Raw genomic sequence first — 25,618 nt, 5'->3', positions numbered from 1 at the left:
GGTCATTTTATTTTGAAAGATAAATATCTATATAAGAGTCGAGAGGTCACTGAAAAACAATGACCTCCCAAATAAATTACTTAAAGAAATAACCTGTTTCTGGCGAGCTCGCATTTGCCATACGTTTACGTGGCATGCGACCTGCTAAAAATGCTTCACGCCCAGCTTCAACAGCTTTTTTCATTGCAGAAGCCATCAAAATAGGATTCTGAGCAGCTGCAATCGCGGTATTCATCAACACGCCATCACAACCAAGTTCCATTGCAATAGCTGCATCACTTGCTGTACCAACGCCTGCATCCACCAAAACTGGTACTTTTGCATTTTCTTTAATAATTGAAATAGTATGTGGGTTTAAAATACCTAAACCTGAACCAATGAGACTGCCTAAAGGCATAATTGCAACACAACCCATACTTTCAAGTTCTTGAGCAATGATCGGGTCATCAGAGGTGTAAACCATAATCTCAAAACCGTCATCAATCAAAGTACGAGCCGCTTTTAAAGTCTCGGTTACATTTGGATATAATGTCTTTTCGTCACCCAAAACTTCAAGTTTTACCAAGTTGTGACCGTCTAGAAGTTCACGCGCTAACATGCAAGTACGTACTGCGCTATCAGCATCAAAACAACCTGCGGTATTTGGCAAAATTGTATACTTTTCTGGCGGAATGACAGATAGTAAATTTGGCTGATCTGGATGTTGTCCAATATTCACACGGCGGATTGCAACAGTAACGATTTCTGCACCACTCGCTTGAATGGCTAAATCTGTTTCATTTAAGTCTTTATATTTGCCAGTTCCTACCAATAAACGAGATTGAAAAGAACGTGAACCAATAATGAGAGGGGTGTCTTGCATGGATAACTCCGACTTAGCCGCCGCCAACAGCGTGAATAATTTCGATACGGTCATGTTGAGCGATAGAAATCTGCTCTAATTTGCTTTTTGGAATAATTTGCTGGTTGTATTCGACCGCAAATCTTTTTCCTTCAAGTGCCAAAGCCTGAATGAGCTGCATTAGGTTTTGACAAGGCGTGTCCGTTAATTCGCCATTTAAATAAATTTGCATGATCACATTCCAATTATTTTGCGTATTTGAGGGCATTCCAAGCCAAAACGAGCCATCCAGCTATCATAAATGCTCCACCAATTGGGGTAATTGCCCCTAAAATTCTCGGTAATCCAAGCGCCATGATATAGAGTGAACCACAGAAGAATAAAATACCAATCTGAATCAATATGAATGGCAATTTAATGGGGAACGTAAGGATAACTTTGCTTAAAATACCAAGTGCTAAGAGACCTAAAGCATGGTAGAAAAAGTAGTCGGTTGCAGTATGCCACCAAACAAGTTGCTCAGGACTCGCATGAGCTTTAAGACCATGTGCTCCAAAAGCACCCAACATGACTGCAAAGGCAAGATTAAGGGCTGAAATGGCAATCCACATAACAAAAAACGCAAATGAATAATGAAGGGCAACGTTATCATAGATTGGGTTGGCTAAACATAGCCAGATAAAACAAAAGGGCTAATCGCCCTTTTATTTTTAAACTTATTTTAGCTTGCAGACATGGCAATTTTAATTTTTTCCATTGCATTCTTTTCAAGCTGGCGAATACGTTCTGCTGATACATTATATTCGGCCGCTAACTCGTGGAGAGTAGATTTGTCATCATCTAACCAACGTCGTTGTAAAATATTACGCGAACGGTCATCTAACTGATCCATTGCATTATGTAGGGCAGATGTACTTTGCTCTTCCCAGTCCTCATTTTCGACTAAACGGGCTGGATCATAGCGATTATCTTCAAGATACAATGCCGGTGCAGTATGTGGGGTGTCATCGTCGTCATCACCTTGAGCTTCGAAAGCAGCATCATAAGCGGTTAAACGACCTTCCATCTCCAGAACTTGTTCTGCAGTTACATTTAAGTCATTCGCAATCGATTGAGCTTCTTCGAGCGTTAATTTTTTACTCGATTTTTTTAAACTACGTAAATTAAAAAATAATTTACGCTGTGCTTTGGTCGTTGCAATTTTGACAATACGCCAGTTACGGATAACGTATTCGTGAATTTCTGCCTTAATCCAGTGGACGGCAAAAGATACAAGACGCACGCCCATATTTGGGTCGAAACGCTTCACGGCTTTCATTAAGCCTAAATTACCTTCTTGAATAAGGTCGCCTTGTGGTAGGCCATAACCTGCATAGCTGCGCGCAATGTGAACGACGAAACGTAAATGCGACATTACCAGCATTTTTGCGGCATCAAGATCTTGGTCATAATAATAACGTTCAGCAAGTTCTTTTTCTTGCTCGGCCGTTAAAATAGGAATCTGATTGACAGTACTGATATATGCACCAAGGTTTACACCGGGCGCAGACAATGACAGGGGCATCAATTGATTGCTGCTGTCACTCATGATTTCTCCTTATAGGATCGGATGGGATAACCAATAAATTCATCTTAGTTTGAATCAGCTTCATAATTAAGGAAAATTGGGTAGAGAAATGTAAAATTTTATGCAATTTCTAATCTTTTAGTTTATCAAAGAATTATTGAGTTTCAATTAAATAGTGAAATTCTCTTTCGGATATATGTGTGGTTTGACACATAAAATGATGTAAACCACAGTAACGAGTTACATCTATTTCACTATGGGGGTCAGAAGATTTTAATAAAAATAGCTGTTTACCCGATACTTTTTTGAGTTCGCGTTTAAGCATTAATAAAGGCATCGGACAAGGTTGGCCCAAGGCATTAATTTCAATAAGTGCTGTAGTAGAAGAAGTGTTGGTCATTCATCATCAAAACAACTAAAAAGATTATTCTAACAAATTTTTTTATAAACGCTGCACATTTTATAAAAGAAGAAACAAGCAATTACCTATAAAAAATATTGTAATAAGCTGTTTAAAAAAAGGACTAAAAATAGGGGGAATAATTGAAAAAAATTCTATTAATTGTCATAAACCCGTGGTAAGCTCGAACCGTTTTAGGATTTACCACACACTTAAATTGGTTTAAAAATCCTATAACAAATGGATGTAACCGGAAATTGTTGATAGTTTTACAGAATGATTACAAGCTTTAAGATTATAAATATTTTAAACACTTGTTTGCTCTGCTGTTTGCAACACCGGAAGGTCCTTTTTTCAACATCTGAGGATTGACTTATGACAGCTCGCGAACAAGGCGTAGTAAAGTGGTTTAACGACACTAAAGGTTTTGGCTTTATTCAACGTAACGGCGGTGACGACGTGTTCGTTCATTTCCGTGCAATCGTTGGTGACGGTCACCGTTCTTTACGTGACGGCCAACGCGTAGAATTTAGTGTAGTACAAGGTCAAAAAGGTTTTCAAGCTGAGAACGTTCAGCCTTTAGACTAATTCATCTTTTGATGAATCACGGACGCTCCAATTTTTGAATTGGGGCGTTTTTGTTTATAATGATCTTCTCATTAGAGAGATTGTTTGTTAGAGCACGTATTTATGACATCTGGTTTTGAAACCTTGAATTTACATCCGCAACTTAAAAAGGCGATTGATGCTTTAGGGTTTAAGCAAATGACCCCGATTCAGCAAAAGGTTTTAAAATATACGTTGGGCGGGCATGATGCAATTGGTAGAGCACAAACAGGAACAGGTAAAACTGCTGCTTTCCTGATTAGTGTAATTAATGACTTGTTACATAACCCGATTCAAGAGCAGCGCTTTCGTGGTGAGCCACGTGCCTTGATTTTGGCGCCTACTCGTGAATTGGCATTGCAAATTGAAAGCGATGCGAAGTTACTCACAAAATTTTCAGATTTACACGTCGTGACATTGTTAGGTGGTGTAGATTTTGATAAGCAAAAGAAACAGCTAGATGCTAATTTTGTCGATATCATGGTTGCCACTCCTGGGCGTCTAATTGATTTTGTAGAACAAAAAGAAGTTTGGCTCGATCAAATTGAATTCCTAGTCATTGATGAAGCTGACCGCTTATTGGACATGGGTTTTATTCCTTCTGTAAAACGTATCGTGCGTTATTCCCCGCGTAAGGAAGAACGTCAAACCCTCATGTTCTCGGCTACTTTTAGTTATGACGTGCTTAATTTGGCGAGACAATGGTTGTTTGAACCAATCACTGTTGAAATTGAGCCTGAGCAAAAAACCAATAACGATGTTGAGCAACGTGTTTATGTAGTGGCTAAACAAGATAAATATCGTTTGCTACAAGATATTTTACGTGAAGAGCCTATCGATAAAGTCATGATTTTTGCTAATCGACGTGATCAAGTACGCCGTCTTTATGACCATTTAAAGAGAGATGGATATCGGGTCGGGATGCTTTCAGGTGAAATTGCTCAAGATAAACGTTTAAAAATGTTAGACCAGTTTAAGCAGGGTAAAAATAACATCATGATCGCAACTGATGTTGCTGGCCGTGGTATTCATGTTGATGGTGTATCTCATGTGGTTAACTATACCTTACCTGAGCAGTCAGACGACTATGTGCACCGTATTGGTCGTACAGGCCGTGCTGGGTCACAAGGTGTAAGTATTAGTTTTCTTTCAGAAGATGATGCTTTTTACTTGCCGGAAATTGAAAAAGCAATTGGTAAGAAATTGCCATTAACCCGTATAGAGGGTTATTGCTAATAAAAAAAATCCCAATCATTTGATTGGGATTTTTTTTGATTAATTAATTTTGCAATAGAAAGTAAGTGTTGTTTGATAATCATCATCTTTTGCTAGAGAGGCATTTTTACCAGTTAATGTACCAATCACACCAGCTGCTGCTTCAACCATTTGGCCTGTTTTCTCGCTTACTACATCTTTTAATACACCGTTGTATGTTGTTTTTTCATCTACAACGACGGGCGTAGTATTTTTTGAACAAGTTTTTTGAGCGGCAGTAATCGCATTATTTTTTGCAATTAGATTTGTTTTACCAATGCCTGTGACTTCAAATTGATTATTTTCTTTTTGAACTGCCAAGGTGTTTTTAGGGGTAGTAGCACAAGCTCCTAGTAATAAAACAACACTGCTCAACGCACTCGCTAAAATTATTTTTTTCATGTTTCACCTAATATCGTTAATCGTCAAAAGATCTGACTATTTGAACACAAGTTTTCTCATTGACTTTGAAGACGTTGTATTAGTTTTGATGTTTTGTCTTAAAAAAATGTCAAAGCATGAGCTCGTTGTTTTTATGTTCTAGATACAATGGTGGATTATCTGTAGATTATGCTAATCTATTTTGAATTTTTTGAGTTAGATCAATATTAATGACGGATTCAGCAACACAGATAATTCATCAGAATATTCACCAACGTCAATCTATTGGTCAATTGATTGAGCCTGCACCAAATGCAGATCAACTAGAGTTGGCCTTTCAAGCTGCTTTAACTGCTCCTGACCATCATAGGCTTAAACCAACACGTTTTGTCGTCATTGAGGCTGAACAACGTGCTGCTTTTGGTGAGGTTTTAGCGAAAGCATTGGCTGATTTAGGTGAAACTGATTCAGCGCAACTTGAGCGGGTTAAGCAACATCCTTTCCGCGCACCTTTACTGATTTTAGCGCTTACGCAATTGCAAGACCATCCAAAGGTTCCGCATTTTGAACAGATTTTAAGTACAGGGGCTGCCGTACAGAACCTTTTATTGTCTTTACAAGTTCAAGGCTTTTCCACCATGTGGCGTAGTGGCGCGGTTGTTGAATCAAATTGGTTAAAGCAGCATTTAGGATTGCAACCACATGATTTAATTTCAGGTATTATTTATGTGGGCACGGCAGCTAAAGCGATTGCACCGCGTGCAGAGATTGAAAGTAAAGAATTTGTAAAGGTTTGGCAGGTTTAACGAGCCTCAAAAGTAAGAAATAGGATAATAAAGCATGGCTGAATTTAAGTTTACAGATTTAGTGGAACCTGTTGCGGTTGATAAAAAAACAGCATTACGTATTACTGTGTTAGGTGGAGGTAGCTTTGGTACGGCGATGGCCAATTTAGCTGCACGTAATGGTTGCGACACCATGATCTGGATTCGTGATGCCGAAACAGCAGAAGAAATCAATAAAACCCATATTAATAAACGTTATTTGCCAGACTTTGTTTTAGAGTCATCATTACGTGCTGTGTCTGACCTTGAACAAGCCGTGTGTGATCGAGATATTATTTTGGTGGCAATTCCTAGTCATTCATTTCGTGATGTATTAAAACAAATTGCTCCTTATATTACGGCACAAGCGGTTGTCTCTCTAACGAAGGGCGTCGAGGCTAAAACTTTTAGCTTCATGAGCGATATTATTCGTGAAGAATTGCCAGAAGTTCCTTATGGTGTGTTATCTGGACCAAATCTCGCTAAGGAGATTATGGCAGGTATGCCATCTGGTACTGTTATTGCCAGTGATTCTGAATTAGTTCGTTATGCTGTGCAGCATGCTCTTCATAGTGCTTTATTCCGAGTTTTCGGTAGTGATGATGTGCATGGTGTTGAACTAGGGGGCGCACTTAAAAATATTTATGCAGTTGCAATGGGAATCGGTGCTGCTTACAAGATTGGTGAAAACACCAAGAGTATGATTTTAACGCGTGCTTTGGCTGAAATGAGCCGTTTTGCAGTCAAACAAGGGGCAAATCCGCTAACGTTCTTAGGTTTATCTGGCGTTGGTGATTTATTTGCAACCTGTAATAGTCCTTTAAGCCGTAATTATCAGATTGGTTATGCTTTGGGTTCAGGTAAAACACTTGACCAAGCGAGTAAAGAGTTGGGGCAAACCGCTGAAGGAATTAATACAATTGTTCAGGTGCGTGGTAAAGCAGAAGAACTAGACGTATATATGCCTATTACCAATGCCTTATATGAGGTTATTTTCGAGGGGGCACCTCCTTTAAATATTGCATTATCTCTTATGAAAAATGGACACCGTAGTGATGTTGAGTTTGTTTTACCTCATCATGAAGTCTGAAGAAGAAATGTCATAAATTACGGTTATAATGCAAGAATTATTAACAAGGAATATTTATGCAACTGACATTGGTTCGTCATGGGGAAGCCGCTCCTCCAGTGAATGGTAATGACACTAAACGTCCACTTACCGCTCGTGGGCATGCTCAAGCTGAGCAGACAGCAACATTTTTAAAAGATATTGTTAAGCCTGATATTTTTGTAGTTAGTCCTTTATTGCGTGCTCAAGAGACATTGGCGCATATTCAAGCTTATTTTAAAGATGTTCCAGTCTTGTTATGCGATAAAATTAAACCAGATGATAATGCCAAAGAAGCAGTTGAGTGGTTGTCTCAGGTTCCTTATGAGTCAATTGTCGTCGTGTGTCATATGAACGTGGTAGGGCATATTGCTGAACTACTAACACATGAAAACTTTAATCCATTTGCACTTGCCGAAGCCCGAATTTATGATCAGGCTGTTATTGCAACTGGTTTATCAACACAAAAAAATAGTTTTATACCCACAATATAATTAAAAGGTCATTTAGCCCATTATGCTGTATTTATGGATGCCTGAAACCAATGGAGTATGGCATTGGTCTAACGGAGAAAACTGGTTGCAGGCAGCAAGTCTTGATCAATTAATACAAGACCTGCAATTACATCAAGAAAAAGAAGCTGTCATCTTTTTCCCTAGTCGCCATGCTCAGATACTCCAGCAGCACATGGCAAAGTCTCATTACAAGCAACTAGGGGCAGATGGTGTTAAATATTTGCTTGAAGAATTTGTAACTTTGCCTATTGATCATATGAAAGTGGTTCATCATTTTCATGCTGATCAACTCACCGTATTGGGAGTGGCAAAAACAACAGTGGAAACATGGCAGCATGCGATGGCTTTGCTGCCTATTAAACTCGTTGCTTTATTGCCAGACTTTCTAATTTTACCGGAACCTCAAGAGCAGCAAGTGGTCTTATGTAATATTGACCAGAAATTACTTGTGCGTGAAAGTAAATGGGTGGGTAATTCGCTAGATGATTTAGCATTATTTTTAGAGCTTCAACCAGTCGAAGCTCATTATCAATATAGTGGTTTGACAACAGAGCAACTTGAAAGCTTGGTGGCAGCATCGGATGCTGAGCATCATTCTGAATTTATCTATCAATTTCAGGGTTTAGATAAACCTAAACAGCATCCTTTTAATGTTTTACCGAAAGCCAAAGGGCAAGAGCACACTGTTTCTGGGTACTGGAAAGCATGTGCTGTTATTATTTTAGCAATCATTGTGGTTCAGTTTAGCTATGATTTGCTACGCTGGATCAAATTAAGAAATGTGGCTAATCAAACCGCCGAACAGACGGTCGAGCAATATAAATATTGGTTTGGTCCTTCTAGTCGGGTAAATGAGCAAAATATAAAAAGCCAATTTGAAAGTCATTTACGCATGAGTAAACAAGGCGATACACAAGCACTTTCTTTATTGAGCCGTGTTGGTCCTATTTTAATGCAAAGACAAATTTTAGCTCAGCAGTTAAATTATGATGCTTCAACACTAACTATGGCATTAAAAGCAAAGTCGGCAGATGATTTGCAAGCTTTAACACAGCAACTTAACCAGCAGGGATTCAAAGCGGAGCTAGGTAATGTTCAAGCCGATGGTGGTGGGGCAATTGGGGTGGTGAAAATACAATAATGAAAATGATAACTCAATTGCAAAACCGCTTTGACCAGTGGATTGAACAGGTCACTCAATATTTAGACCGTTTGACTGTGCGTGAGCGGGTTATGGTGGTCTTTACTACAATTTTTGTTGTGGTTGCCATTGTGGGTGCTTCACTTTGGAAAATGCATTCCTTGGCAGAACAACAGCAACAACGGTTAAATGATTTAAAAGATTTAATGGTCTGGATGCAGAGTAATGCAGTTACCATGAAACCAGCGAATGAACTCGAATTAGGCCAATCTGAAAAAATACAACGAGTAGCTCAGCAACAAGGCTTAACGGTCACTTCTCAACAAAATGGTGAGCAGTTACAAATTATTGTTACTCATCAGAATTATGCAATTTTAGCGAACTTTTTAACCCAACTTGCGCAAATGGGCTTAAGTATTGAAAAAATGGAAATGGTTTCAAGTGATGGACAGATTAAATTAACAGCGACGGTTCAATAACATATTAAAATATGCTGTTCTTAAGCATGGTGTTTTGTGCTACCTGTGCCTATAATATGCCTACCTAAAATCAGTAGACTGTGATTGGTATGTTATATTCACTTGCTCGCCCGATGTTGTTTAGTTTAGCACCAGAGCGTGCCCATGAATTAACATTATCTATGCTTGATAAAGCACATAAGTTCGGCCTGCTGCGCCAGAGCGTAGAATCAAAACCAACAACGTGTATGGGAATTGAATTTCCAAATCCGGTAGGTTTAGCGGCTGGACTTGATAAGAATGGTGCACATATTGATTCTTTAGCCGGACTGGGTTTCGGTTTTATTGAAATTGGAACAATTACACCTCGTCCTCAGTCGGGTAATCCACAACCACGATTGTTCCGTATTCCTGAAGCGAAAGCCATTATTAACCGCATGGGTTTTAATAATGATGGTGTTGATAAACTTGTTGAGAATGTCAAAGCTTCAAAATTTAAAGGAATTCTAGGTATCAATATTGGTAAGAATGCAGATACGCCTGTAGAAAAGGCTGTTGATGATTACCTGATTTGCCTTGAGAAAGTTTATAACTACGCTTCTTATATTACCGTTAATATCTCATCTCCAAATACTAAGAATTTAAGAAGTTTACAAAGTGGTGATGCATTAACTGAATTATTGCAAACCTTAAAAGAAAGACAACTTGAGCTTGCCGAGCAATATAACCATTATGTTCCTTTGGTTTTAAAAGTTGCGCCTGATTTAACAGCAGAAGATGTCGAGTTTATTGCAGCACAATTATTGCAATTTAAAATTGATGGTTTAATTGTTACCAATACGACTTTATCTAGAGAGGGTGTAGAAAATCTTCCTTATGGCAATGAGTCGGGTGGCTTATCAGGTGCGCCTGTTTTTGAAAAAAGTACCGAATGCTTACGTTTATTTGCCCAAACGTTAAAAGGACAAATCCCGTTAATTGGCGTGGGTGGAATTTTGTCGGGTGAACAAGCAGTAGCCAAACAGCAAGCTGGAGCAACACTAGTACAGATCTATAGCGGATTGATTTATACCGGTCCTATATTAGTAAAACAATGTGTTGCAGCCATGACTTAAGTGAATATGAACACAATTGATATCATTATTCTGATACTTTTGCTCATTGGGGGGCTAAACGGTTTGCGACAAGGATTTATCAAAGCCTTTGCGAACTTGGTAGGATGGATCATTGCATTAATTATGGGTGCAAAATATGCTGTCCTTCTTGCGCCGTCCATGTCAGGTTTAAGTCATGATCCGGTTGTTCAAAAAATTGCAGCTTTCGCATTTATCGCACTTATGATCATTGTTTTAACATGGATCGTCACTGCATTTTTAAATGGCCTCTTGAAAAGTCTGAAATTGGGGCCATTAAATCGTTTAGCAGGTGGTGCTTTTGGTTCTTTGAAAGGCTTGTTGGTTGTGTTGATTACAATGCAGGGCGTAGGGCCTTGGGTTGAAAGTTCACCACACTGGAAACAGTCCAAACTTATACAATTTTTACTGCCTTATGCGCCTTTAGCTACCGAATTGTCTAAAGATGCAGCAAGTGAGGCATTTCATCAAATAACATCTGGAGGTAGTGCATCAAGCACCCCTTCAAAACCAATGGACGAATCGGAAGATTTAGAAAACCGATCCGACCATTCGACAAAGAATCCTTTTTATTAATTCCTAGCTTGTCTGCGAGGTTGCTATGTGTGGAGTTGTTGGTATAGCCGGTAAATCGCCAGTGAACCAAATGTTGTTTGATGCTTTAACGATGTTGCAACATCGTGGGCAAGATGCAGCTGGAATAGTAACCTGCCATGAAGGCCGTCTTTTCCTTCGTAAGGATAACGGTATGGTGCGTGATGTTTTTCATACTCGTCATATGAGAGCATTACTTGGTAATTATGGTATTGGCCATGTACGTTACCCAACTGCTGGTTCTGCTAGCAGTGCTGAAGCACAACCATTTTATGTGAACTCACCTTACGGTATTACGCTTGCACATAATGGTAATTTAACCAATGCTGAAGACATTCATGATGACCTGTTTAAAACAGATTTACGTCATATGAATACTGATTCTGACTCAGAAGTTCTTTTGAACGTATTCGCGCATGAGTTGCAGAAGAACGGTACTTTAAACCCTACACCAGATGATATTTTCCATACAGTTACTCGTGTACACGAGCGCTGTCTAGGTGCATATGGCGTAGTGGCGATGATTACCGGTCATGGTTTAGTTGGTTTCCGCGATCCAAACGGTATCCGCCCACTCATTTATGGTTCACGTATGACTGAACAAGGCGAGATGGAATACATCATCGCTTCTGAGTCAGTTGCTATTACAGCGCTTGGTTTTAAAATTGAGCGTGACATTGAACCTGGTGAAGCAATTTTTATCACTGCTGATGGTGAAATGTTCACAAGACAATGTGCAGCTAATCCAAAATACCGTCCATGTATTTTTGAATATGTTTATTTTGCACGCCCTGATGCCATTATTGACGGAATTTCAGTTTATAAAGCCCGTTTAAAAATGGGTGAAAAGCTTGCTCATAAAATTTTACGTGACTGGGGTGAAGACCATGATATTGATGTGGTTATTCCAATCCCAGATACGAGCCGTACTTCAGCATTAGAACTTGCAAATATTCTAGGTGTGAAGTTCCGTGAAGGTTTTATGAAAAACCGTTATATCGGTCGTACCTTCATTATGCCAGGCCAGCAACAGCGTAAAAAATCTGTACGTCAGAAATTAAACCCTGTTGAGTTGGAATTTAAAGGCAAGAACGTTTTATTGGTTGATGACTCAATTGTTCGTGGTACTACCTGTAACGAAATCATCCAGATGGCGCGTGATTCTGGTGCAAAAAAAGTATACTTTGCATCAGCTGCACCTCAGGTTATGTATCCAAACGTTTACGGTATTGATATGCCTGCTAAAACTGAGCTAATTGCTTCAGAACGCAGCGTAGAAGAGATCCAAGAAATTATTGGTGCGGATCGTTTGGTTTTCCAAGAATTGGAAGACTTGAAAAATGCTGTACGTACCAGCAAAGTGCCTGATCTAACTGAGTTTGATTGCTCTGTATTTGATGGAATCTATGTAACAGGTGATATTGATGGTGCTTATCTAAATAATTTGGAGCAGAAGCGTAATGATTCTGCTAAAAAGAAAAAAGATGGTTACATTGATGTGAATGTTGATGCTGCTTCTGTAGATTTAACAGGCATTAAAGAAGAATAGGAATAGCTGAAAAAAGCGGGTGTTTCCCGCTTTTTTCTTTTATGATGAAACCTAACAATGTAATTGGGATTATTTACATTGAAAGAAGTAAGCCACTATCTAATCGAAAATAAGAATATGGCATGGTCCATCACTATGTGTTTGGTTGCTGTGTTGCTTACTATTTTCATTTTAAATTTAATTTTAGGTTTGCTTGTCCATTTTTTTGATTATAGTCAGCCCATTTGGTGGCACACTTTAAGTCCTTATTTTGTCGCACTATTACTTTTTATTATGGTTTGGTCTGTGGTTACCGAACTTTATATCCTGCGTAAAGGTGGACATTCTTTAGCGAAACAGCTTAAAGCGCGTCGTTTGGTGAAAGAAGAAAGTACCCCGGAAGAACTTGCAGCATTAAAAATTACAGAAAATTTGGCGCAGAATTTCTCACTAAAAGTTCCAACCTTGTATGTTTTGCCTGATGAGGTCGGGGTCAATGCACTCACAGCAGGTTTTCACCCTAAAGATATTGTGATTATTCTGACATGGGGAGCCTTGCAGAATCTGGATAAACTTGAACTATATGGCTTGTTGGGCCATGAGTTTAATCAGATTTTATCGGGGGAAGCAGTTGAAAACACTAAATTAAAGATTCTATATAGTGGATTAACAACCTTTAGTCAGTGGGGCAGTAAATTAGCGAAACAGGGTTTTAAACGCTATAGCCCAGGTTATAAGCATAAGTTTGAAACCGTCTTTGTTGCGGTGGGTGGTGTAATTTGGTTGGCGGGTAGCCTTGGTGTATTGATTACTCGATTTATTAAATACTTAACTCTGAGTGGCCGCACATTTCGTAATGACCAAAAAACAGTACGATTATTAAAAAATAGTGCGAATACCCAGACTTTATTGCGTATTTATGTTCACCATTCGGGTTCACAAATTCATAGCGCTTATTCCGAATCAATCGCCCATATGTGTTTTGCTAACTCACTTAGCCCTCAAAGCTGGATGAATATTCATCCGAGTATTCGTGAGCGCATTTATGAATTAAACCCGACTTTGCTTCAAGATTTACAATTAGAAAATTTGAAAAAACTACGTAACCGTCCGTTATTTAGCTTATTTCATTTTTTAGAAGAATCTGAGAAAGAAATTTATATTCCATGGTCATCTCCACAACCACTGCCTTTACTAAGGTTGTCGCCTATTAGTTTTGCATTAAATGATGCGATTAAGCCTCTTAGTAGTGATGTTCGTCGAAATAAAAAGCGCCCTGAGTTAATTCAGCGTGCACTACAAACAGCTACGGGGTCACGTGAGGTGATGGTGGCTATTTTGATGATTCGTCAATATCGAGAATTCATCCCTAAAGATGCGCCAGTTAGCCATGCCATTATCGATGCTTTATTGAATTTGGACGGTCGTATTCATATTCAGATATTCCATGATGCCTGTAAAAACATTGGACATATGCCAGCAAGTATTGCGCGGCAATTTCTCACAAAACTAGCGCTCATTATTCAAGAAGATGGCGAGATTGGGTTGCTGGATGCACTTTTGTTAGAACGGGTTAAATATGAACTGAGTTTGATGCCGCTGCATTTACCAACGGCATTTGAAGAAGTAAAACCCCAAATTGTTCGCTTGGTTGATGCTTTACTTCATGTTCAACAAATTAACAGCCCAAATCAGTTAGAAGTCCGTGATCGTATTTTACGTTCTTTGCTCAATCCTGATGAAATGAATATTTATGATGAAATTTCGGATGAGCCTTTAGATCTTGCTGAAATTTTAAATGATATTGCGGGTTTATTGTTACGTGACCGTCTTAGTATTTTAGCGATTGCGGAAATGTGTTTGTGGAGCGATCGCATCATTACTCAAGATGAGTTGGATGTACTTGAATTGCTTTATTGGCGTTTCGGCTTTGAGACAGAAGAAATTGTTGAGCAAATGCAAAAAAGAAATAGTGTTATGATTATTTAAAAGACATCTACGATTATAAAAACAGCTGAACGAAATAAAACACTGAAAAAAAAACTGAAGCCCGTTAGAATGTAGATTGAGTAGAGGTATTGATTCAAACATGATTGGGCAGCAAAGAAATATACTGGCAACTTTAGGAATTGATTTATGGATTCCTAAGACACAGGTATGCCAAAAAAATAATGCTCAAAGCCTTTGGCGAGATCATGTTGTTGAAGAACCTGAACCGATTATATTGTCTTCTGTAGAACCAGTTGTTCTTGAGCAGCCTACAAAGCCACAAATCAACGACATTCCAAAAGTTGAACCTGAAATTGTTGCGCCAGTTTCAATAGATGTTCAGCCCGTTATAGCACCTCACAATGAAGTACAAGCACCTATAATTAAGATTGCATCATTTGAGTTGCAGGCTTTTTCTCTTGAAAAATGTGTTATTTTTTTAGATGTTACAAATTTAAGCGAAGAAGAAAAACATCTTTGGAGCAACATACAAAAAGCAAAAATAGGGCAGTATGCTGAATTAAAATGGCCTTTCCCTTTAGTGACTTATCAAGATCAACGGGGCGCTGGTTCATATATACAAGGCTTTTTAGATGCTGTCGCAGCAGAGAAAAAGATATTGTGTCTCGGTGATTGTTCTTATATTCAACACGCAAATATTATTTATTTAGCAAGTTTAAAGGAAATGTTGGAGAAACCACTCCTTAAAAAAAGGTTATGGAAATTAATGCAAGATAACAACGAGTAGCAGGGATTTACATGAAAAAAGTTGTAGTATTTAGCCAAATTGATGAAGAAATTTTGTCTCGATTACAACAGAATTATCATGTTGTAGTTCTTAACCCAAAACTGGGTGATATTAATGAACAAATACGACAACACGTTGTAGATGCTGACGGGATGATTGGTGCAGGACGGTTGCTGAATGAAAATAACCTTTCACCAGCCCAAAAACTAAAAATTATTTCATCTGTAACGGTGGGTTATGACAATTATGATCTGGCTTATTTAAATCAAAGAAAAATCTGGTTATCAAATACGCCTCATGTTTTAACAGAAACAACAGCTGATCTTGCTTTTACATTATTACTAAGCGCTGCTAGAAAAGTTCCTTTTCTTGATCATTGGACAAAGCAAGGTGAATGGAAAAGAACTGTAGGGCCTCAGCAATTCGGTCTAGATGTTTTTGGAAAAACACTAGGAATTATTGGACTTGGCAATATTGGGGCTGCAATTGCTCGACGTGGTTTTTATGGATTTAACATGAATATTGTTTACCATAATCGTCGTGAAAAGCCTGAATTAGCTGAGCCGTTAAACGCACAATATCTTGGTTTGGATCAATTACTACAACAGTCTGATTTTGTAGTAACCGCAGTTGATTTAAATAACGAATCGAAAGCTTTAATGGGTAAAGCTCAATTTGAGCTTATGCAAAAACACGCTATTTTTATTAATATTGCGCGCGGTTCGGTAGTTGATGAGCAAGCTTTGATTGAGGCTTTGCAGCAAAATCAGATCTTTGCTGCTGGTTTAGATGTGTATGAAAAAGAACCTTTACAAGATTCAGCACTTTTTAAATTGCCGAACGTAGTCACTTTACCTCATGTAGGTTCAGCTACTGCTGAAACCCGTAAAAAAATGGCAAATCTTGCCTATAAAAATCTGGTTGAGGCTTTAGAGGATAAAACACCTAGATATCTGGTAAACCCAAACTTTATATAAGTAATGAATAACACTTCATTGCAAAACTAGTCGATTTCGAGTGATATAGTAAAAGTCTATTGATTGAACATCATTTTTTATGGTTTACATCAGTAGGCTTTTTTTATGGTTTAATTTTAATAGAGAAAAACTTTTGAGATTTTTGCCAGTTATTTTAAGTGCGACTTTTATAGCAAATGCTGCGTATGCACAGTCTTTCGACCCTCGGTCATCTGCGAATCAGGTGGAAATTCCAAATATTGGAAGTGGGATAGGCTTGCTTGATCAACAAAAAGAAAAATTTATTGGTGAAAAAGTATTCCGTGAAGTTCATAAACAAATGCCAGTTCTCCAAGATATCTGGCTCGAAGACCAATTTTTCCAAGTATTTTCAAGTATTTTGAGTGAGACTCAACTTGGACAGCCTATTGGTCTAGTTGTAATTAAAGATCCACAAATTAATGCGTTTGCTGTTCCGGGTGGTTTATTCGCGCTTAATACTGGCCTTATTGCTTCAGCTCGCAATATTGATGAAATTGCTGGGGTTATGGCGCATGAAATTGCACACGTATCTCAAAGACATTTTAGTCGTTCGGAGGAAGCCTTTAAGGGGCAAACTTTATTAAGTTTGGCTGGGCTTTTGGCAGGTGTGGCAATCGCAGCACAAGGCGGTGGAGATGCTGGGGCAGCAGTGATGTTGGGAACACAGGCTGCACTAATGGATCAACAATTAACATATAGTCGAAATCAGGAACGTGAAGCAGACCGTATTGGCATGCAATATATGTATACAGCGGGTTATAACCCTCAAAGTATGGCAGACTATTTTGAAACAATGCACCGTGCGACGAGTCGGGTAAGTTTTTTACCAGATTTCTGGCTGACTCATCCATTGACAACTGAGCGTATGAGCGAAGCTCGACTTCGTGCGAACCAGATGCCTAAAGTCAAAAATCGTATATATGATGCCGATTTTGAAATTTTAAAATGGTACACAATGGTGGTTTCAAATCAGGCTACTGAAAATCAACTACAGAGTTTGGCCTCTCAAAAAAATATTGCTGGTCTTATTGCTTTGGCGGCTTTTTACGTAAAACAAGGTGATTATGCACAGGCACAGCCTACCTTAGATCAAGCCAAATCTAGCGGAAAACCTCTTGTTGCACTATTGCAGACAGATATTTATCTAGGGCAAAACAAGCTGGATCAAGCCTATACTTCAATTGCTTCTACACAGATGACTATGCCTGAAAATAGAGCTTTTAGCTATAAATTGGCTGAAGTGCTATTACGTCAAGGAAAATTTGCACAAGTTCAAACGCTTGTTCAGCGATTTATTAATAAAAACCCAAGAGATATACAAGGTTGGCAATTTTTACAGCAAGCTGCGAATTTGGATAAAGCAGGAAAGTTGAGAGCAGTTAATGTTTTGCGCTATCGGGCGGAAGCTGAATATTGGTCGGGGAGTGAAGAGAATGCAATTAAATCGATGTTGCATGCTCAGCGATTGGCAAAAGACAATCAAGCAATGTCGGCTAGAATAGACAGCAGATTAAAACAAATGCAAGATGAGCGACGAATGAAAATCTAAAAATATATCTTTTAAATTTTTCAGATATGCAAATATGCACAAACTAAAAGGAATTTTGGTTTGAAGGAATATAAAATTTAAGAGAGGAAATTAAGCTAATTTAGCTTTAATTTTTGCTGAAACGATAGAAGGATCGGCACGCCCGGCTATGATCGGACGTAGAGAATTCATCACCTTACCCATATCTTTCATGCTAGTTGCTTCTTGAGCAGAAATCGTTTGCTCAATGAGAGAATCAAGCTCTTCCTCAGTCATAGCTTCTGGTAGAAACTGAGATAAAATCTCAGCTTCGGCTTGTTCTTTACTAGCTAAATCATCACGACCAGCACCTTCAAAGGCTTTGATCGATTCTTTACGTTGTTTAATTTGCTTTTCAATGACCGCAAGAACCTGAGCGTCGCCAAGCTCTATGCGCTCATCGACTTCGATTTGCTTAATTGCTGCTTGTAGACTACGCAAAACCGTCACTGTTGCCATATCTTTGGCACGCATAGAAGTTTTTAATGCATCAGTAATTTGGTTTTTTAAAGTAGTCATAATTCAGCAGTCAATCACAAATTAATTAGTAAAGGCGAGTAGTACGTACAGATTCGCGAGCCAATTTCTTTTGGTAGCGTTTAACTGCAGCAGCTTTTTTACGCTTACGTTCTTGAGTTGGTTTTTCGTAGAATTCGCGTTTACGAACGTCAGCTAAAACACCAGCTTTTTCGCATGAACGTTTGAAACGACGGATAGCTACGTCAACTGGTTCGCCTTCTTTCAACTTAACTTGTGGCATGTAAAATCCTCTAGATTATGGATAAGATCAAGCACACTATTGTGCCGGATCACAAGTGAAGGTCAGTATTTTACTCATTTACAACTCATATCACAAGTCTATAATAGCGATTGCAATATTTTGACTCATATAAAAGGCAGTTTTGATGATTGTTTTAGGCTTGGAAACTTCTTGTGATGAAACAGGGTTGGCACTTTATGATAGCGAACTCGGCTTGCGGGGACAGGTTCTTTATAGCCAGATTAAACTTCATGCCGAATATGGTGGGGTAGTACCTGAACTTGCTTCTCGTGACCATGTTCGTAAATTAATTCCTTTAATGAATCAATTGCTTGAACAAAGCGGAATAAAAAAGCAAGAGATTGATGCAGTTGCTTATACGCGTGGTCCTGGCTTAATGGGAGCCTTAATGACAGGAGCTTTATTTGGAAGAACTTTAGCTTTTTCTTTAAATAAACCTGCAATTGGCGTTCACCATATGGAGGGGCACATGTTGGCACCTCTACTCTCAAGTCAACCACCCGAATTTCCATTTGTTGCCTTATTAGTTTCAGGTGGACATACACAATTAATGGCAGCTCACGGTATTGGTCAATATGAACTCTTGGGTGAGTCTATTGATGATGCGGCTGGTGAAGCTTTTGATAAAGTTGCAAAAATGATGAGCTTGCCATACCCAGGCGGTCCAAATATTGCAAAATTAGCTTTAAGTGGTAATCCGTCAGCATTTGAATTTCCGCGACCAATGCTTCACCAAGGTTTAGATTTTTCTTTTAGTGGTTTAAAAACAGCGGTTTCTGTGCAATTGAAAAAATTGAATGGTGAAAACCGAGACGCGGATATTGCAGCTTCATTCCAAGAAGCAATTGTAGATACCTTGGTAAAAAAATCAGTAAAAGCTCTAAAGCAAACTGGACTGAAACGTTTAGTTATCGCAGGTGGCGTAAGCGCAAATTTACGATTACGTGAACAGTTGGAAACTTCATTGGGTAAAATTAAGGCACAAGTTTACTATGCTGAACCTGCCTTATGTACTGATAATGGTGCAATGATTGCTTTTGCTGGTTATCAACGTTTAAAAGCAGGCCAACATGATGGTTTGGCAGTAACGACAACACCACGTTGGCCAATGACGGAACTCACTATTCCTGAATAAAACTATTCATCTTGAAAGGTATTTTGGTTTTCGACATCAATGTATTCGATATAACCACGGCCTTGAACTTCATTGCCGAAGTAATTACCAGTAAATTTATAGCCACTAGCATAACCACGCCCATGACCATAGCGGAATGGGCAGTCAATTTCTGCCTGAATATTCAAAATAATTTGTTTATTCTCATTTCGGGCAATCCATGAAAAGTATTTCGGAAGTCGCATCTTTTCCCCAGTCGGTGAGATGTAGTCATCGAGTTGATGAGAAATAACGTCAAAGCTAACATCTGTATAAATTTCTGCGGGTCGCCCAAGATATCTAATATGCAGGGTATAAGCTGCCGTCTGTCCTGCAATATCTGCTTTAGTAAGAAGAAGTTGAGTAGTGTCGTTTAAATTAATAATTTGATAAGTAAAAAAATCAAGCGGCAGTTTATAAGCGTCAGGAAGAAGTTTGTTTATGAAACTATGTGGACCAGCTGCTCGTGCATATTCATACGTACAGAGTCCTTCACTTTCAATGCGTTCCGCTTGATAACTTAAAAAGCCTTTAAACTTTGCTAATAAACTAAAATGATCATAAATCGGTGTTTTTATAAACCACGAAACATGTGCTGTAACATCAATATCAAAGTCGAAATTAAGCCCATCATAATGTCCATGGATATGAACTTGCGGGAATTTTCCTTGAATTGAAATCTCATTGCCTAGTTCTATTAAGCTGCCATCTTTATTAATTTGTGTCTCTTTGGGAATGATATATGCCTTAAGCAAAGCTTGCTCAACCGCGGCAGTACTTGAAAAGAACGTGGCTGTTTTTCTTGGGTCTTCATTAATTATGTCGTCATGATCAAAGGCTAGCGCACCAGGTGTGCCTAATAAAATCATAATGTTTAGATAACGATGTGGTTCTGGTAAAAGGGGAAAAAAGATACCGTAATGTGTCCAGCTATAATATTTTTCGTCAACTCGAGGTTGGATGATATGAGACTGAGTAAAAGGAAGAGTTGAGTATTTTTCTGCTTGATCCAAGGCGCCTTGCGCGAGCAATAAGCTTCGACCAAGAACTTTGCTGCCTATAGAAATTTTTGGCAATTGTTTTTTCATATATAAACCTAAATCAGGATAGGACTATCTTTGTTTTAGGTTATGAAAAACAACTGCCAAATCTAAGCGGTTTTCAGGCCAAAGCTAAGGCTTTGCGGGACATTCGTCATTTAATTGTTAGACAACTGTTTTAACCCATTTAAACCAATCCAATGCTTTGAGAACTGGTAAGCAGCACGTCCAGAGCGTTGACCACGCATTTGGCACCAACGTAAACTCTCGGCACGAACTTCATCATTAAAAGACATATTTGCCTTTTGGATATAATGTTCTACGATTTCTAAATATAAATTTTGATCCATTGGATAAAAAGATAACCACAAACCAAAACGATCTGACAAAGAGATCTTTTCTTCAATCGCTTCTTGAGGGTGTAGTTCAGTATATTGAGGAACATCGACCTTGGTTACAGGTGTATTTTCATGCATGAATTCTGGTAACAAATGGCGACGGTTACTGGTCGCATAAATAATAAAATTACTCGCACCAGATTGTAGTGAACCGTCTAATACACTTTTTAAACTACGATAATTTTCATCTTCAGCATTAAAAGCCAAGTCATCGCAATATACGATGTATTTTTCAGATCGATTTTGAATGAGTTTTTGAATTTTAGGTAAATCTGCCAAGTCATCACGTTCAATTTCAATTAAACGTAACCCTTGAGGGGCATATTCAGTCAATAAAGCACGAACAATAGATGATTTACCTGTACCACGTGAGCCCGTTAAAAGTACATCATTTGCTGGTAAGCCATTTAAAAATTGCAAAGTATTTTGAATGATTTTTTCTTTTTGGCGCTGAATGCCTTTTAAGTCATCTAAATAAATATTCTTTGGGGTATGGATGGCTTTAAGTTGCTGATTTTCCCATCTAAAAGCAGGTGCAGTAAAATCTGTTTCTTGTTTAGGTTCAGGTAAGACCTGCTGTAATTGATTTAATACAAGTGATAATGTCTGAACTAAATTGTCTGGTAAATCAATGGTAGCCATGGTAAGTCAATCATGTTAAACAGTAATTTACTAGGATACTAACACCGAAATTAACAGGCTGACAAAAAAGTTGTTGCTATACAGTTTATCGGTTTTGCAATTGATTGAAATCTTCAGACCGCGCATAGTGTGGTCATGTCTATTTAGTAAAATCATCTGTGAAGATGAGGACGAAATATGTTTGAAAAAATACGAAGTGATATGAATCCGCATCAGGCTTACCGTATCAAAAAATTACAACGTCAATTAGACATGGCTGAATCTTATGAAGAGTGGAAGTCTTTTGCATTAAAACTAGATGAAGAAACAGGGGTGCAAGAGTGGAAATTCGATAATAGTTCACCTTATTTTGATGCAGAACTCATTTCTTATCGATATACCTTACTGAAAAGATACCGCCAGCAACATCGAACGCTAGACCTCATTTATTTACTCAAAGAAGGCCTAACCTACGATATTGCAAATATTGGTCACCCAATGCTTTTTGCCGCAACGCATGTGGGCACAAAAAAACTAATTGAAGATTATATTGAAGAAGTTAGCCAAAGCTTGGCCTATATAGCTTCAAGTGAATGTATTACTTTCCAACGCAAAGAAAAAATTGAGTTTTTTGAAAATTGTGAAAAAGCATATGGACAACCGGCCCTTATGTTCTCGGGTGGAGCGACTTTGGGGCTTTTTCACACTGGGGTGTGTAAAGCTTTAATTGAACAAGATCTAATGCCTAAAGTGTTGTCTGGCTCAAGTGCAGGGGCAATTATGACAGGCATGCTCGGAACTTCTGCCAGTGAAGATGTTCAAAATTTATTAAATGGAGAACAATTCTTTAGTGATGCTTTTCATTTTAGAAAACTTCGTGAACTCATTAAAGGAAATGGTGGAATTGCCGATGTGCACTATTTGAAAAAGTTCCTTGTTGAAAATCTGGGTGATCTTACCTTTGAGGAAGCTTTCAAAAAATCTGGTTTAAATATTAATGTTGCGGTTGCACCCTATGATGCAACAGAAAACCCGCGAATTATGAATGCCATTATGACTCCGAACGTTTTGGTATGGAGTGCTGTGTTGGCTTCATGTGCCGTACCTGTGTTATTTCCACCAGTGCGTTTAACCAGTAAACGTTATGACGGTGAACATACCCCTTATATGGCAAATACAAAATGGGTAGATGGCAGTGTAAGAAATGATTTTCCGCAAGAAAGAATGGCGCGTCTATATAATTTAAATTACACCATCGCCAGTCAGGTTAACCCGCATATTGTGCCATTTATGCAAGATGATGCTGACCGTTTTCGTAAGGATGTTTTAAGCTGGCCAGAACGTATTTTAAGGCGTCAAGGCAAAGTACTGTCGATGGGAATTATGGACTTTACCCGTCAAAGACTTGGTTCTATTTCTCCGATTAGGAGATTGCTAGATCATGGATATGGCGTAATGGGGCAGCGTTATTATGGCGATGTTAATATTATTGCTAAATATGGCTTGAGTCACTATACCTATACTTTGCAAAATCCACGTCCACATTTGTTTAAACGTTTGCAACGAGAAGGGGAACGCGCGACTTGGCCAAAAATTTCTTCGATTGAGACCCATGCTCGTATTGGCAAGACGATTCAGCATTGCTTAGAAGTTTTGCGTTTTGAAGAAAAGCAACAACAGCCAGAGTCTTACTATGCTGAAGCATGAGTTTGCTTCCCATATAGAAAACTTAACATATGTTACAAAGCCCAGAAGTTCAGCTTTAGGACGGCATCTATGGACATGTTCTGTAGATGCTAGAAATTACTGGTTAAAATATCATTTACCTGAAACGCGTGTTCAAAGTGAGCAAGACTTCATACATGAACAATTGTTTTACGAAGAAATTAACAATAAGAATCCAACATGGCTTTTACCCCATAAATTAATCGAAGTTAGTACCATTCCTCAATTAAACCATTCTTTAGGGCAGGTTTTAATTTTACCTGATACTGATTTGTGGTTTGGTTCATTGCCTCATCAAACTAATTTAATTGATGTGTATCATACGATTTGGTTCGCACTAGATAAGCTCGCGGAACTTCATAGATTGGGTTGGATTCATGGAGATATTAAAAGAGAACACTTTCGAAAGTTTCAGCAAAAACCTTACTTGATTGATTTTGAGAAAGCCCGACTTTTGACGAGTTCAGATTCAGTGATGGATGCAACACCACGTTATATGGCACCTGAACTCTATCAAGGTCATGGCAAAAGTGTACAAAGCGATTTATATGCACTTGGAATTGTTCTGTATGAATGGTTAACCCAAACTCGCTTAGAAGCAGGGAGTTACTATGATTGGGCAGTATTGCATTGCCAAAATTTAACCATTCAATTACCAACACAGTTTATGAATTTTTATCCATTACTTTCAGGTTTATTGCAAAAACAACAAAAAAATAGGTTTGCAAACGCGTTTGAAGCGCTGAATTGTTTAAAAGCAGTTTCAATCTGATAAAAATCATTGATCTAGTATCTGTATACAATTTACACGGTCAGTTTTTTTTAGAAAAAAAACACTTGTCACTGTTAGATCTTATCGCTAATATACACAGCCATCGGGGGCGTGGCGAAATTGGTAGACGCACTGGATTTAGGTTCCAGCGCCGCAAGGTGTAAGAGTTCGAGTCTCTTCGCCCCCACCACTTTAAGTTAAATCTTAAAGTTGATTTAGATGTTAAGTCATCTAGATCTTGGAAGAGGATTGGTGTAATGGTAGCATGACGGTCTCCAAAACCGTTCGTCAAGGTTCGAGTCCTTGATCCTCTGCCACATTTATTTTAAATAAATGTCCCAGATGGGGGCGTGGCGAAATTGGTAGACGCACTGGATTTAGGTTCCAGCGCCGCAAGGTGTAAGAGTTCGAGTCTCTTCGCCCCCACCATTAAAGGAAGCAAGACGATGTTCTTGCTTTTTTTATGATTAAATCATTAGCTATTTAATCATAAATATAGAGGATTGGTGTAATGGTAGCATGACGGTCTCCAAAACCGTTCGTCAAGGTTCGAGTCCTTGATCCTCTGCCAATGATTTAAAAATGAAGCTCCTTTTTAGGAGTTTTTTTATTGCCTGAATTTTTAAAGCTCAAATTATTTCAAGTCTTCGTTCATATTTTCATCTGCCGCTTGATAAGTCATAAACAGTTATCTTTCTGTTCCTCGATATTTTAACTAATTAGACGTAAGGTGTTGGTTAAGTAGGGAATATACTAAATTTTTAGTGGCTTTATTAAGTTATTGTTTTTCTGATTTTTATTATAATTTATAAATTTTTTTTCATAAAAAGCTTGAATAGAAATTTATTTCATGTATCATGCTCTTAACTAGAAAAAAGTCTTGTTAGTAAATCTTCTTTAAAGTATCGTAGTTTTAGTCATAATCCTTCGTTTTTTAAGATCTTAACTCAATTTGTTATTCTTTTTTCAAAGTTATGTTAGTGTCATTATTAAATGATACTAAAATATTAGAAATCAGTAGGATATATCATGTCTAATACAGTAAGTGGTACAGTAAAATGGTTTAACGAAACTAAAGGTTTCGGTTTTATTCAACAAGATAATGGTCCAGATGTGTTTGCTCACTTCAAAGAAATTTCTGGCTCAGGTTTCAAAACTTTGCACGAAGGTCAACGTGTAACGTTTACTGTTACTCAAGGGCAAAAAGGCCCAAATGCTGTAAATATTATTCCACAATAATATTTCAGTAAGAAAAAAAGCACTTTTTAGTGCTTTTTTTTATTTTAGTCGTTTAAAAGAAATTCTGTTGTCCTTTTAAGTGCTATAAAAGCCCTCTAATAAGAGGGCTTTTTATTTTATATCCAGTATGTAAGTCTAATAATATCTCTTATCTCTTATCTCTTATCTCTTATCTCTTATCTCTTATCTCTTATCTCTTATCTCTTATCTCTTATCTCTTATCTCTTATCTCTTATC

General features: G+C 38.2%; 28 protein-coding genes and 4 tRNA genes. 22 read left to right on the top strand and 10 right to left on the bottom strand.

What is annotated here, in order from left to right:
- Positions 1-76: 76 nt before the first annotated feature.
- The 5 genes from BMW38_RS04595 to BMW38_RS04575 all read right to left on the bottom strand — a co-directional run bounded on the left by BMW38_RS04595 (position 77) and on the right by BMW38_RS04575 (position 2,808).
- Positions 77-862, bottom strand: coding sequence for a thiazole synthase (locus tag BMW38_RS04595; RefSeq protein ID WP_005039404.1), 786 nt, complete (start codon positions 860-862; stop codon positions 77-79).
- Between the two features lie 13 nt (positions 863-875).
- A complete protein-coding gene (thiS, locus tag BMW38_RS04590; RefSeq protein ID WP_003650729.1) occupies positions 876-1,073 on the bottom strand; it encodes a sulfur carrier protein ThiS in 198 nt (65 codons plus the stop codon).
- Between the two features lie 13 nt (positions 1,074-1,086).
- On the bottom strand, positions 1,087-1,452 hold the full coding sequence (locus BMW38_RS04585) for a DUF423 domain-containing protein (RefSeq protein ID WP_004643452.1): 366 nt from the start codon (positions 1,450-1,452) through the stop codon (positions 1,087-1,089).
- Between the two features lie 110 nt (positions 1,453-1,562).
- Positions 1,563-2,429 (bottom strand): RNA polymerase sigma factor RpoH, encoded by an 867-nt coding sequence (gene rpoH / locus BMW38_RS04580; protein WP_003650733.1) that lies wholly within the window; start codon positions 2,427-2,429, stop codon positions 1,563-1,565.
- Between the two features lie 133 nt (positions 2,430-2,562).
- Positions 2,563-2,808, bottom strand: coding sequence for a sulfurtransferase TusA family protein (locus tag BMW38_RS04575; RefSeq protein ID WP_004643450.1), 246 nt, complete (start codon positions 2,806-2,808; stop codon positions 2,563-2,565).
- A gap of 375 nt (positions 2,809-3,183) precedes the next feature.
- On the opposite strand from BMW38_RS04575, the gene BMW38_RS04570 reads away from it, so the two are divergent.
- Positions 3,184-3,396 (top strand): cold-shock protein, encoded by a 213-nt coding sequence (locus tag BMW38_RS04570; RefSeq protein WP_000126912.1) that lies wholly within the window; start codon positions 3,184-3,186, stop codon positions 3,394-3,396.
- Positions 3,397-3,498: 102 nt separating this feature from the next.
- The gene (gene rhlB, locus BMW38_RS04565) at positions 3,499-4,650 is read left to right on the top strand and encodes an ATP-dependent RNA helicase RhlB (protein ID WP_003650737.1); all 1,152 of its coding nucleotides are present in this window, start codon (positions 3,499-3,501) and stop codon (positions 4,648-4,650) included.
- Between the two features lie 39 nt (positions 4,651-4,689).
- Here the strand turns inward: rhlB and BMW38_RS04560 are convergent, their stop codons facing one another.
- On the bottom strand, positions 4,690-5,070 hold the full coding sequence (locus tag BMW38_RS04560) for a hypothetical protein (RefSeq protein WP_005046134.1): 381 nt from the start codon (positions 5,068-5,070) through the stop codon (positions 4,690-4,692).
- 209 nt (positions 5,071-5,279) lie between these two features.
- On the opposite strand from BMW38_RS04560, the gene BMW38_RS04555 reads away from it, so the two are divergent.
- The 12 genes from BMW38_RS04555 to BMW38_RS04500 all read left to right on the top strand — a co-directional run bounded on the left by BMW38_RS04555 (position 5,280) and on the right by BMW38_RS04500 (position 17,634).
- Positions 5,280-5,855, top strand: coding sequence for a nitroreductase family protein (locus BMW38_RS04555; RefSeq protein WP_092706178.1), 576 nt, complete (start codon positions 5,280-5,282; stop codon positions 5,853-5,855).
- 34 nt (positions 5,856-5,889) lie between these two features.
- Positions 5,890-6,963 carry an NAD(P)H-dependent glycerol-3-phosphate dehydrogenase gene (locus BMW38_RS04550; protein ID WP_004643449.1) on the top strand — a complete coding sequence of 358 codons (1,074 nt, stop codon included), beginning with the start codon at positions 5,890-5,892 and terminating at the stop codon, positions 6,961-6,963.
- A 56-nt stretch (positions 6,964-7,019) separates the two neighbouring features.
- Positions 7,020-7,475: a SixA phosphatase family protein gene (locus tag BMW38_RS04545; protein ID WP_003650745.1), complete on the top strand. Its 456-nt coding sequence runs from the start codon at positions 7,020-7,022 to the stop codon at positions 7,473-7,475.
- A gap of 22 nt (positions 7,476-7,497) precedes the next feature.
- On the top strand, positions 7,498-8,637 hold the full coding sequence (gene gspL / locus BMW38_RS04540; RefSeq protein ID WP_092706176.1) for a type II secretion system protein GspL: 1,140 nt from the start codon (positions 7,498-7,500) through the stop codon (positions 8,635-8,637).
- Positions 8,637-9,116: a type II secretion system protein GspM gene (gene gspM / locus BMW38_RS04535; protein WP_092706174.1), complete on the top strand. Its 480-nt coding sequence runs from the start codon at positions 8,637-8,639 to the stop codon at positions 9,114-9,116. Before gspL ends, gspM begins: the two co-directional genes overlap by 1 nt.
- 89 nt (positions 9,117-9,205) lie before the next feature.
- Positions 9,206-10,210, top strand: a complete 1,005-nt coding sequence (locus BMW38_RS04530; protein ID WP_004643444.1) for a quinone-dependent dihydroorotate dehydrogenase — start codon at positions 9,206-9,208, stop codon at positions 10,208-10,210.
- A 6-nt stretch (positions 10,211-10,216) separates the two neighbouring features.
- Positions 10,217-10,804, top strand: a complete 588-nt coding sequence (locus BMW38_RS04525) for a CvpA family protein (RefSeq protein WP_092706172.1) — start codon at positions 10,217-10,219, stop codon at positions 10,802-10,804.
- 25 nt (positions 10,805-10,829) lie between these two features.
- Entirely contained in the window at positions 10,830-12,371 is a 1,542-nt protein-coding gene (purF, locus tag BMW38_RS04520) for an amidophosphoribosyltransferase (RefSeq protein WP_092706170.1), read from the top strand.
- Between the two features lie 78 nt (positions 12,372-12,449).
- Positions 12,450-14,339, top strand: a complete 1,890-nt coding sequence (locus BMW38_RS04515) for a M48 family metalloprotease (protein ID WP_092706168.1) — start codon at positions 12,450-12,452, stop codon at positions 14,337-14,339.
- A gap of 100 nt (positions 14,340-14,439) precedes the next feature.
- The gene (locus BMW38_RS04510; protein WP_092706166.1) at positions 14,440-15,087 is read left to right on the top strand and encodes a hypothetical protein; all 648 of its coding nucleotides are present in this window, start codon (positions 14,440-14,442) and stop codon (positions 15,085-15,087) included.
- 11 nt (positions 15,088-15,098) lie between these two features.
- Positions 15,099-16,064 carry a 2-hydroxyacid dehydrogenase gene (locus BMW38_RS04505; protein WP_092706164.1) on the top strand — a complete coding sequence of 322 codons (966 nt, stop codon included), beginning with the start codon at positions 15,099-15,101 and terminating at the stop codon, positions 16,062-16,064.
- 142 nt (positions 16,065-16,206) lie between these two features.
- Complete coding sequence (locus BMW38_RS04500; RefSeq protein WP_092706611.1) at positions 16,207-17,634, top strand: M48 family metalloprotease; 1,428 nt, start codon at positions 16,207-16,209, stop codon at positions 17,632-17,634.
- 90 nt (positions 17,635-17,724) lie between these two features.
- On the opposite strand, the gene BMW38_RS04495 is transcribed toward BMW38_RS04500, so the two are convergent.
- Positions 17,725-18,171 (bottom strand): GatB/YqeY domain-containing protein, encoded by a 447-nt coding sequence (locus BMW38_RS04495; RefSeq protein WP_003650763.1) that lies wholly within the window; start codon positions 18,169-18,171, stop codon positions 17,725-17,727.
- 25 nt (positions 18,172-18,196) lie between these two features.
- Positions 18,197-18,412 (bottom strand): 30S ribosomal protein S21, encoded by a 216-nt coding sequence (gene rpsU, locus BMW38_RS04490; RefSeq protein ID WP_001136722.1) that lies wholly within the window; start codon positions 18,410-18,412, stop codon positions 18,197-18,199.
- Positions 18,413-18,557: 145 nt separating this feature from the next.
- On the opposite strand from rpsU, the gene tsaD reads away from it, so the two are divergent.
- Positions 18,558-19,568: a tRNA (adenosine(37)-N6)-threonylcarbamoyltransferase complex transferase subunit TsaD gene (gene tsaD / locus BMW38_RS04485; protein ID WP_003650765.1), complete on the top strand. Its 1,011-nt coding sequence runs from the start codon at positions 18,558-18,560 to the stop codon at positions 19,566-19,568.
- Positions 19,569-19,570: 2 nt separating this feature from the next.
- Here tsaD and BMW38_RS04480 read toward each other — a convergent pair whose 3' ends face one another.
- Positions 19,571-20,674 (bottom strand): DUF6670 family protein, encoded by a 1,104-nt coding sequence (locus tag BMW38_RS04480; protein ID WP_092706162.1) that lies wholly within the window; start codon positions 20,672-20,674, stop codon positions 19,571-19,573.
- Between the two features lie 110 nt (positions 20,675-20,784).
- Positions 20,785-21,666, bottom strand: coding sequence for an ATP-binding protein (locus BMW38_RS04475; protein WP_092706160.1), 882 nt, complete (start codon positions 21,664-21,666; stop codon positions 20,785-20,787).
- 177 nt (positions 21,667-21,843) lie between these two features.
- Here BMW38_RS04475 and BMW38_RS04470 point away from each other — a divergent pair, with 177 nt between their 5' ends.
- The 7 genes from BMW38_RS04470 to BMW38_RS04440 all read left to right on the top strand — a co-directional run bounded on the left by BMW38_RS04470 (position 21,844) and on the right by BMW38_RS04440 (position 25,381).
- Complete coding sequence (locus BMW38_RS04470) at positions 21,844-23,352, top strand: DUF3336 domain-containing protein (protein ID WP_092706157.1); 1,509 nt, start codon at positions 21,844-21,846, stop codon at positions 23,350-23,352.
- A complete protein-coding gene (locus BMW38_RS04465; RefSeq protein ID WP_170834033.1) occupies positions 23,339-24,142 on the top strand; it encodes a protein kinase domain-containing protein in 804 nt (267 codons plus the stop codon). The genes BMW38_RS04470 and BMW38_RS04465 overlap by 14 nt, the downstream gene beginning before the upstream one ends.
- 105 nt (positions 24,143-24,247) lie before the next feature.
- Positions 24,248-24,332 (top strand) — tRNA-Leu (locus BMW38_RS04460).
- 53 nt (positions 24,333-24,385) lie between these two features.
- Positions 24,386-24,459 (top strand) — tRNA-Trp (locus BMW38_RS04455).
- A 27-nt stretch (positions 24,460-24,486) separates the two neighbouring features.
- Positions 24,487-24,571, top strand: a tRNA-Leu gene (locus tag BMW38_RS04450).
- 68 nt (positions 24,572-24,639) lie between these two features.
- Positions 24,640-24,713 (top strand) — tRNA-Trp (locus tag BMW38_RS04445).
- 458 nt (positions 24,714-25,171) lie between these two features.
- Positions 25,172-25,381, top strand: a complete 210-nt coding sequence (locus tag BMW38_RS04440) for a cold-shock protein (protein ID WP_003650775.1) — start codon at positions 25,172-25,174, stop codon at positions 25,379-25,381.
- Positions 25,382-25,618 lie beyond the last annotated feature (237 nt).

Origin of the sequence: Acinetobacter sp. yr461, from assembly GCF_900110445.1 — a bacterium.
Classification (GTDB): Bacteria; Pseudomonadota; Gammaproteobacteria; order Pseudomonadales; family Moraxellaceae; genus Acinetobacter; species Acinetobacter calcoaceticus.
Note: the sequence above shows the minus strand (reverse complement) of the source record. Positions and strands in the feature narration are given on the sequence as shown.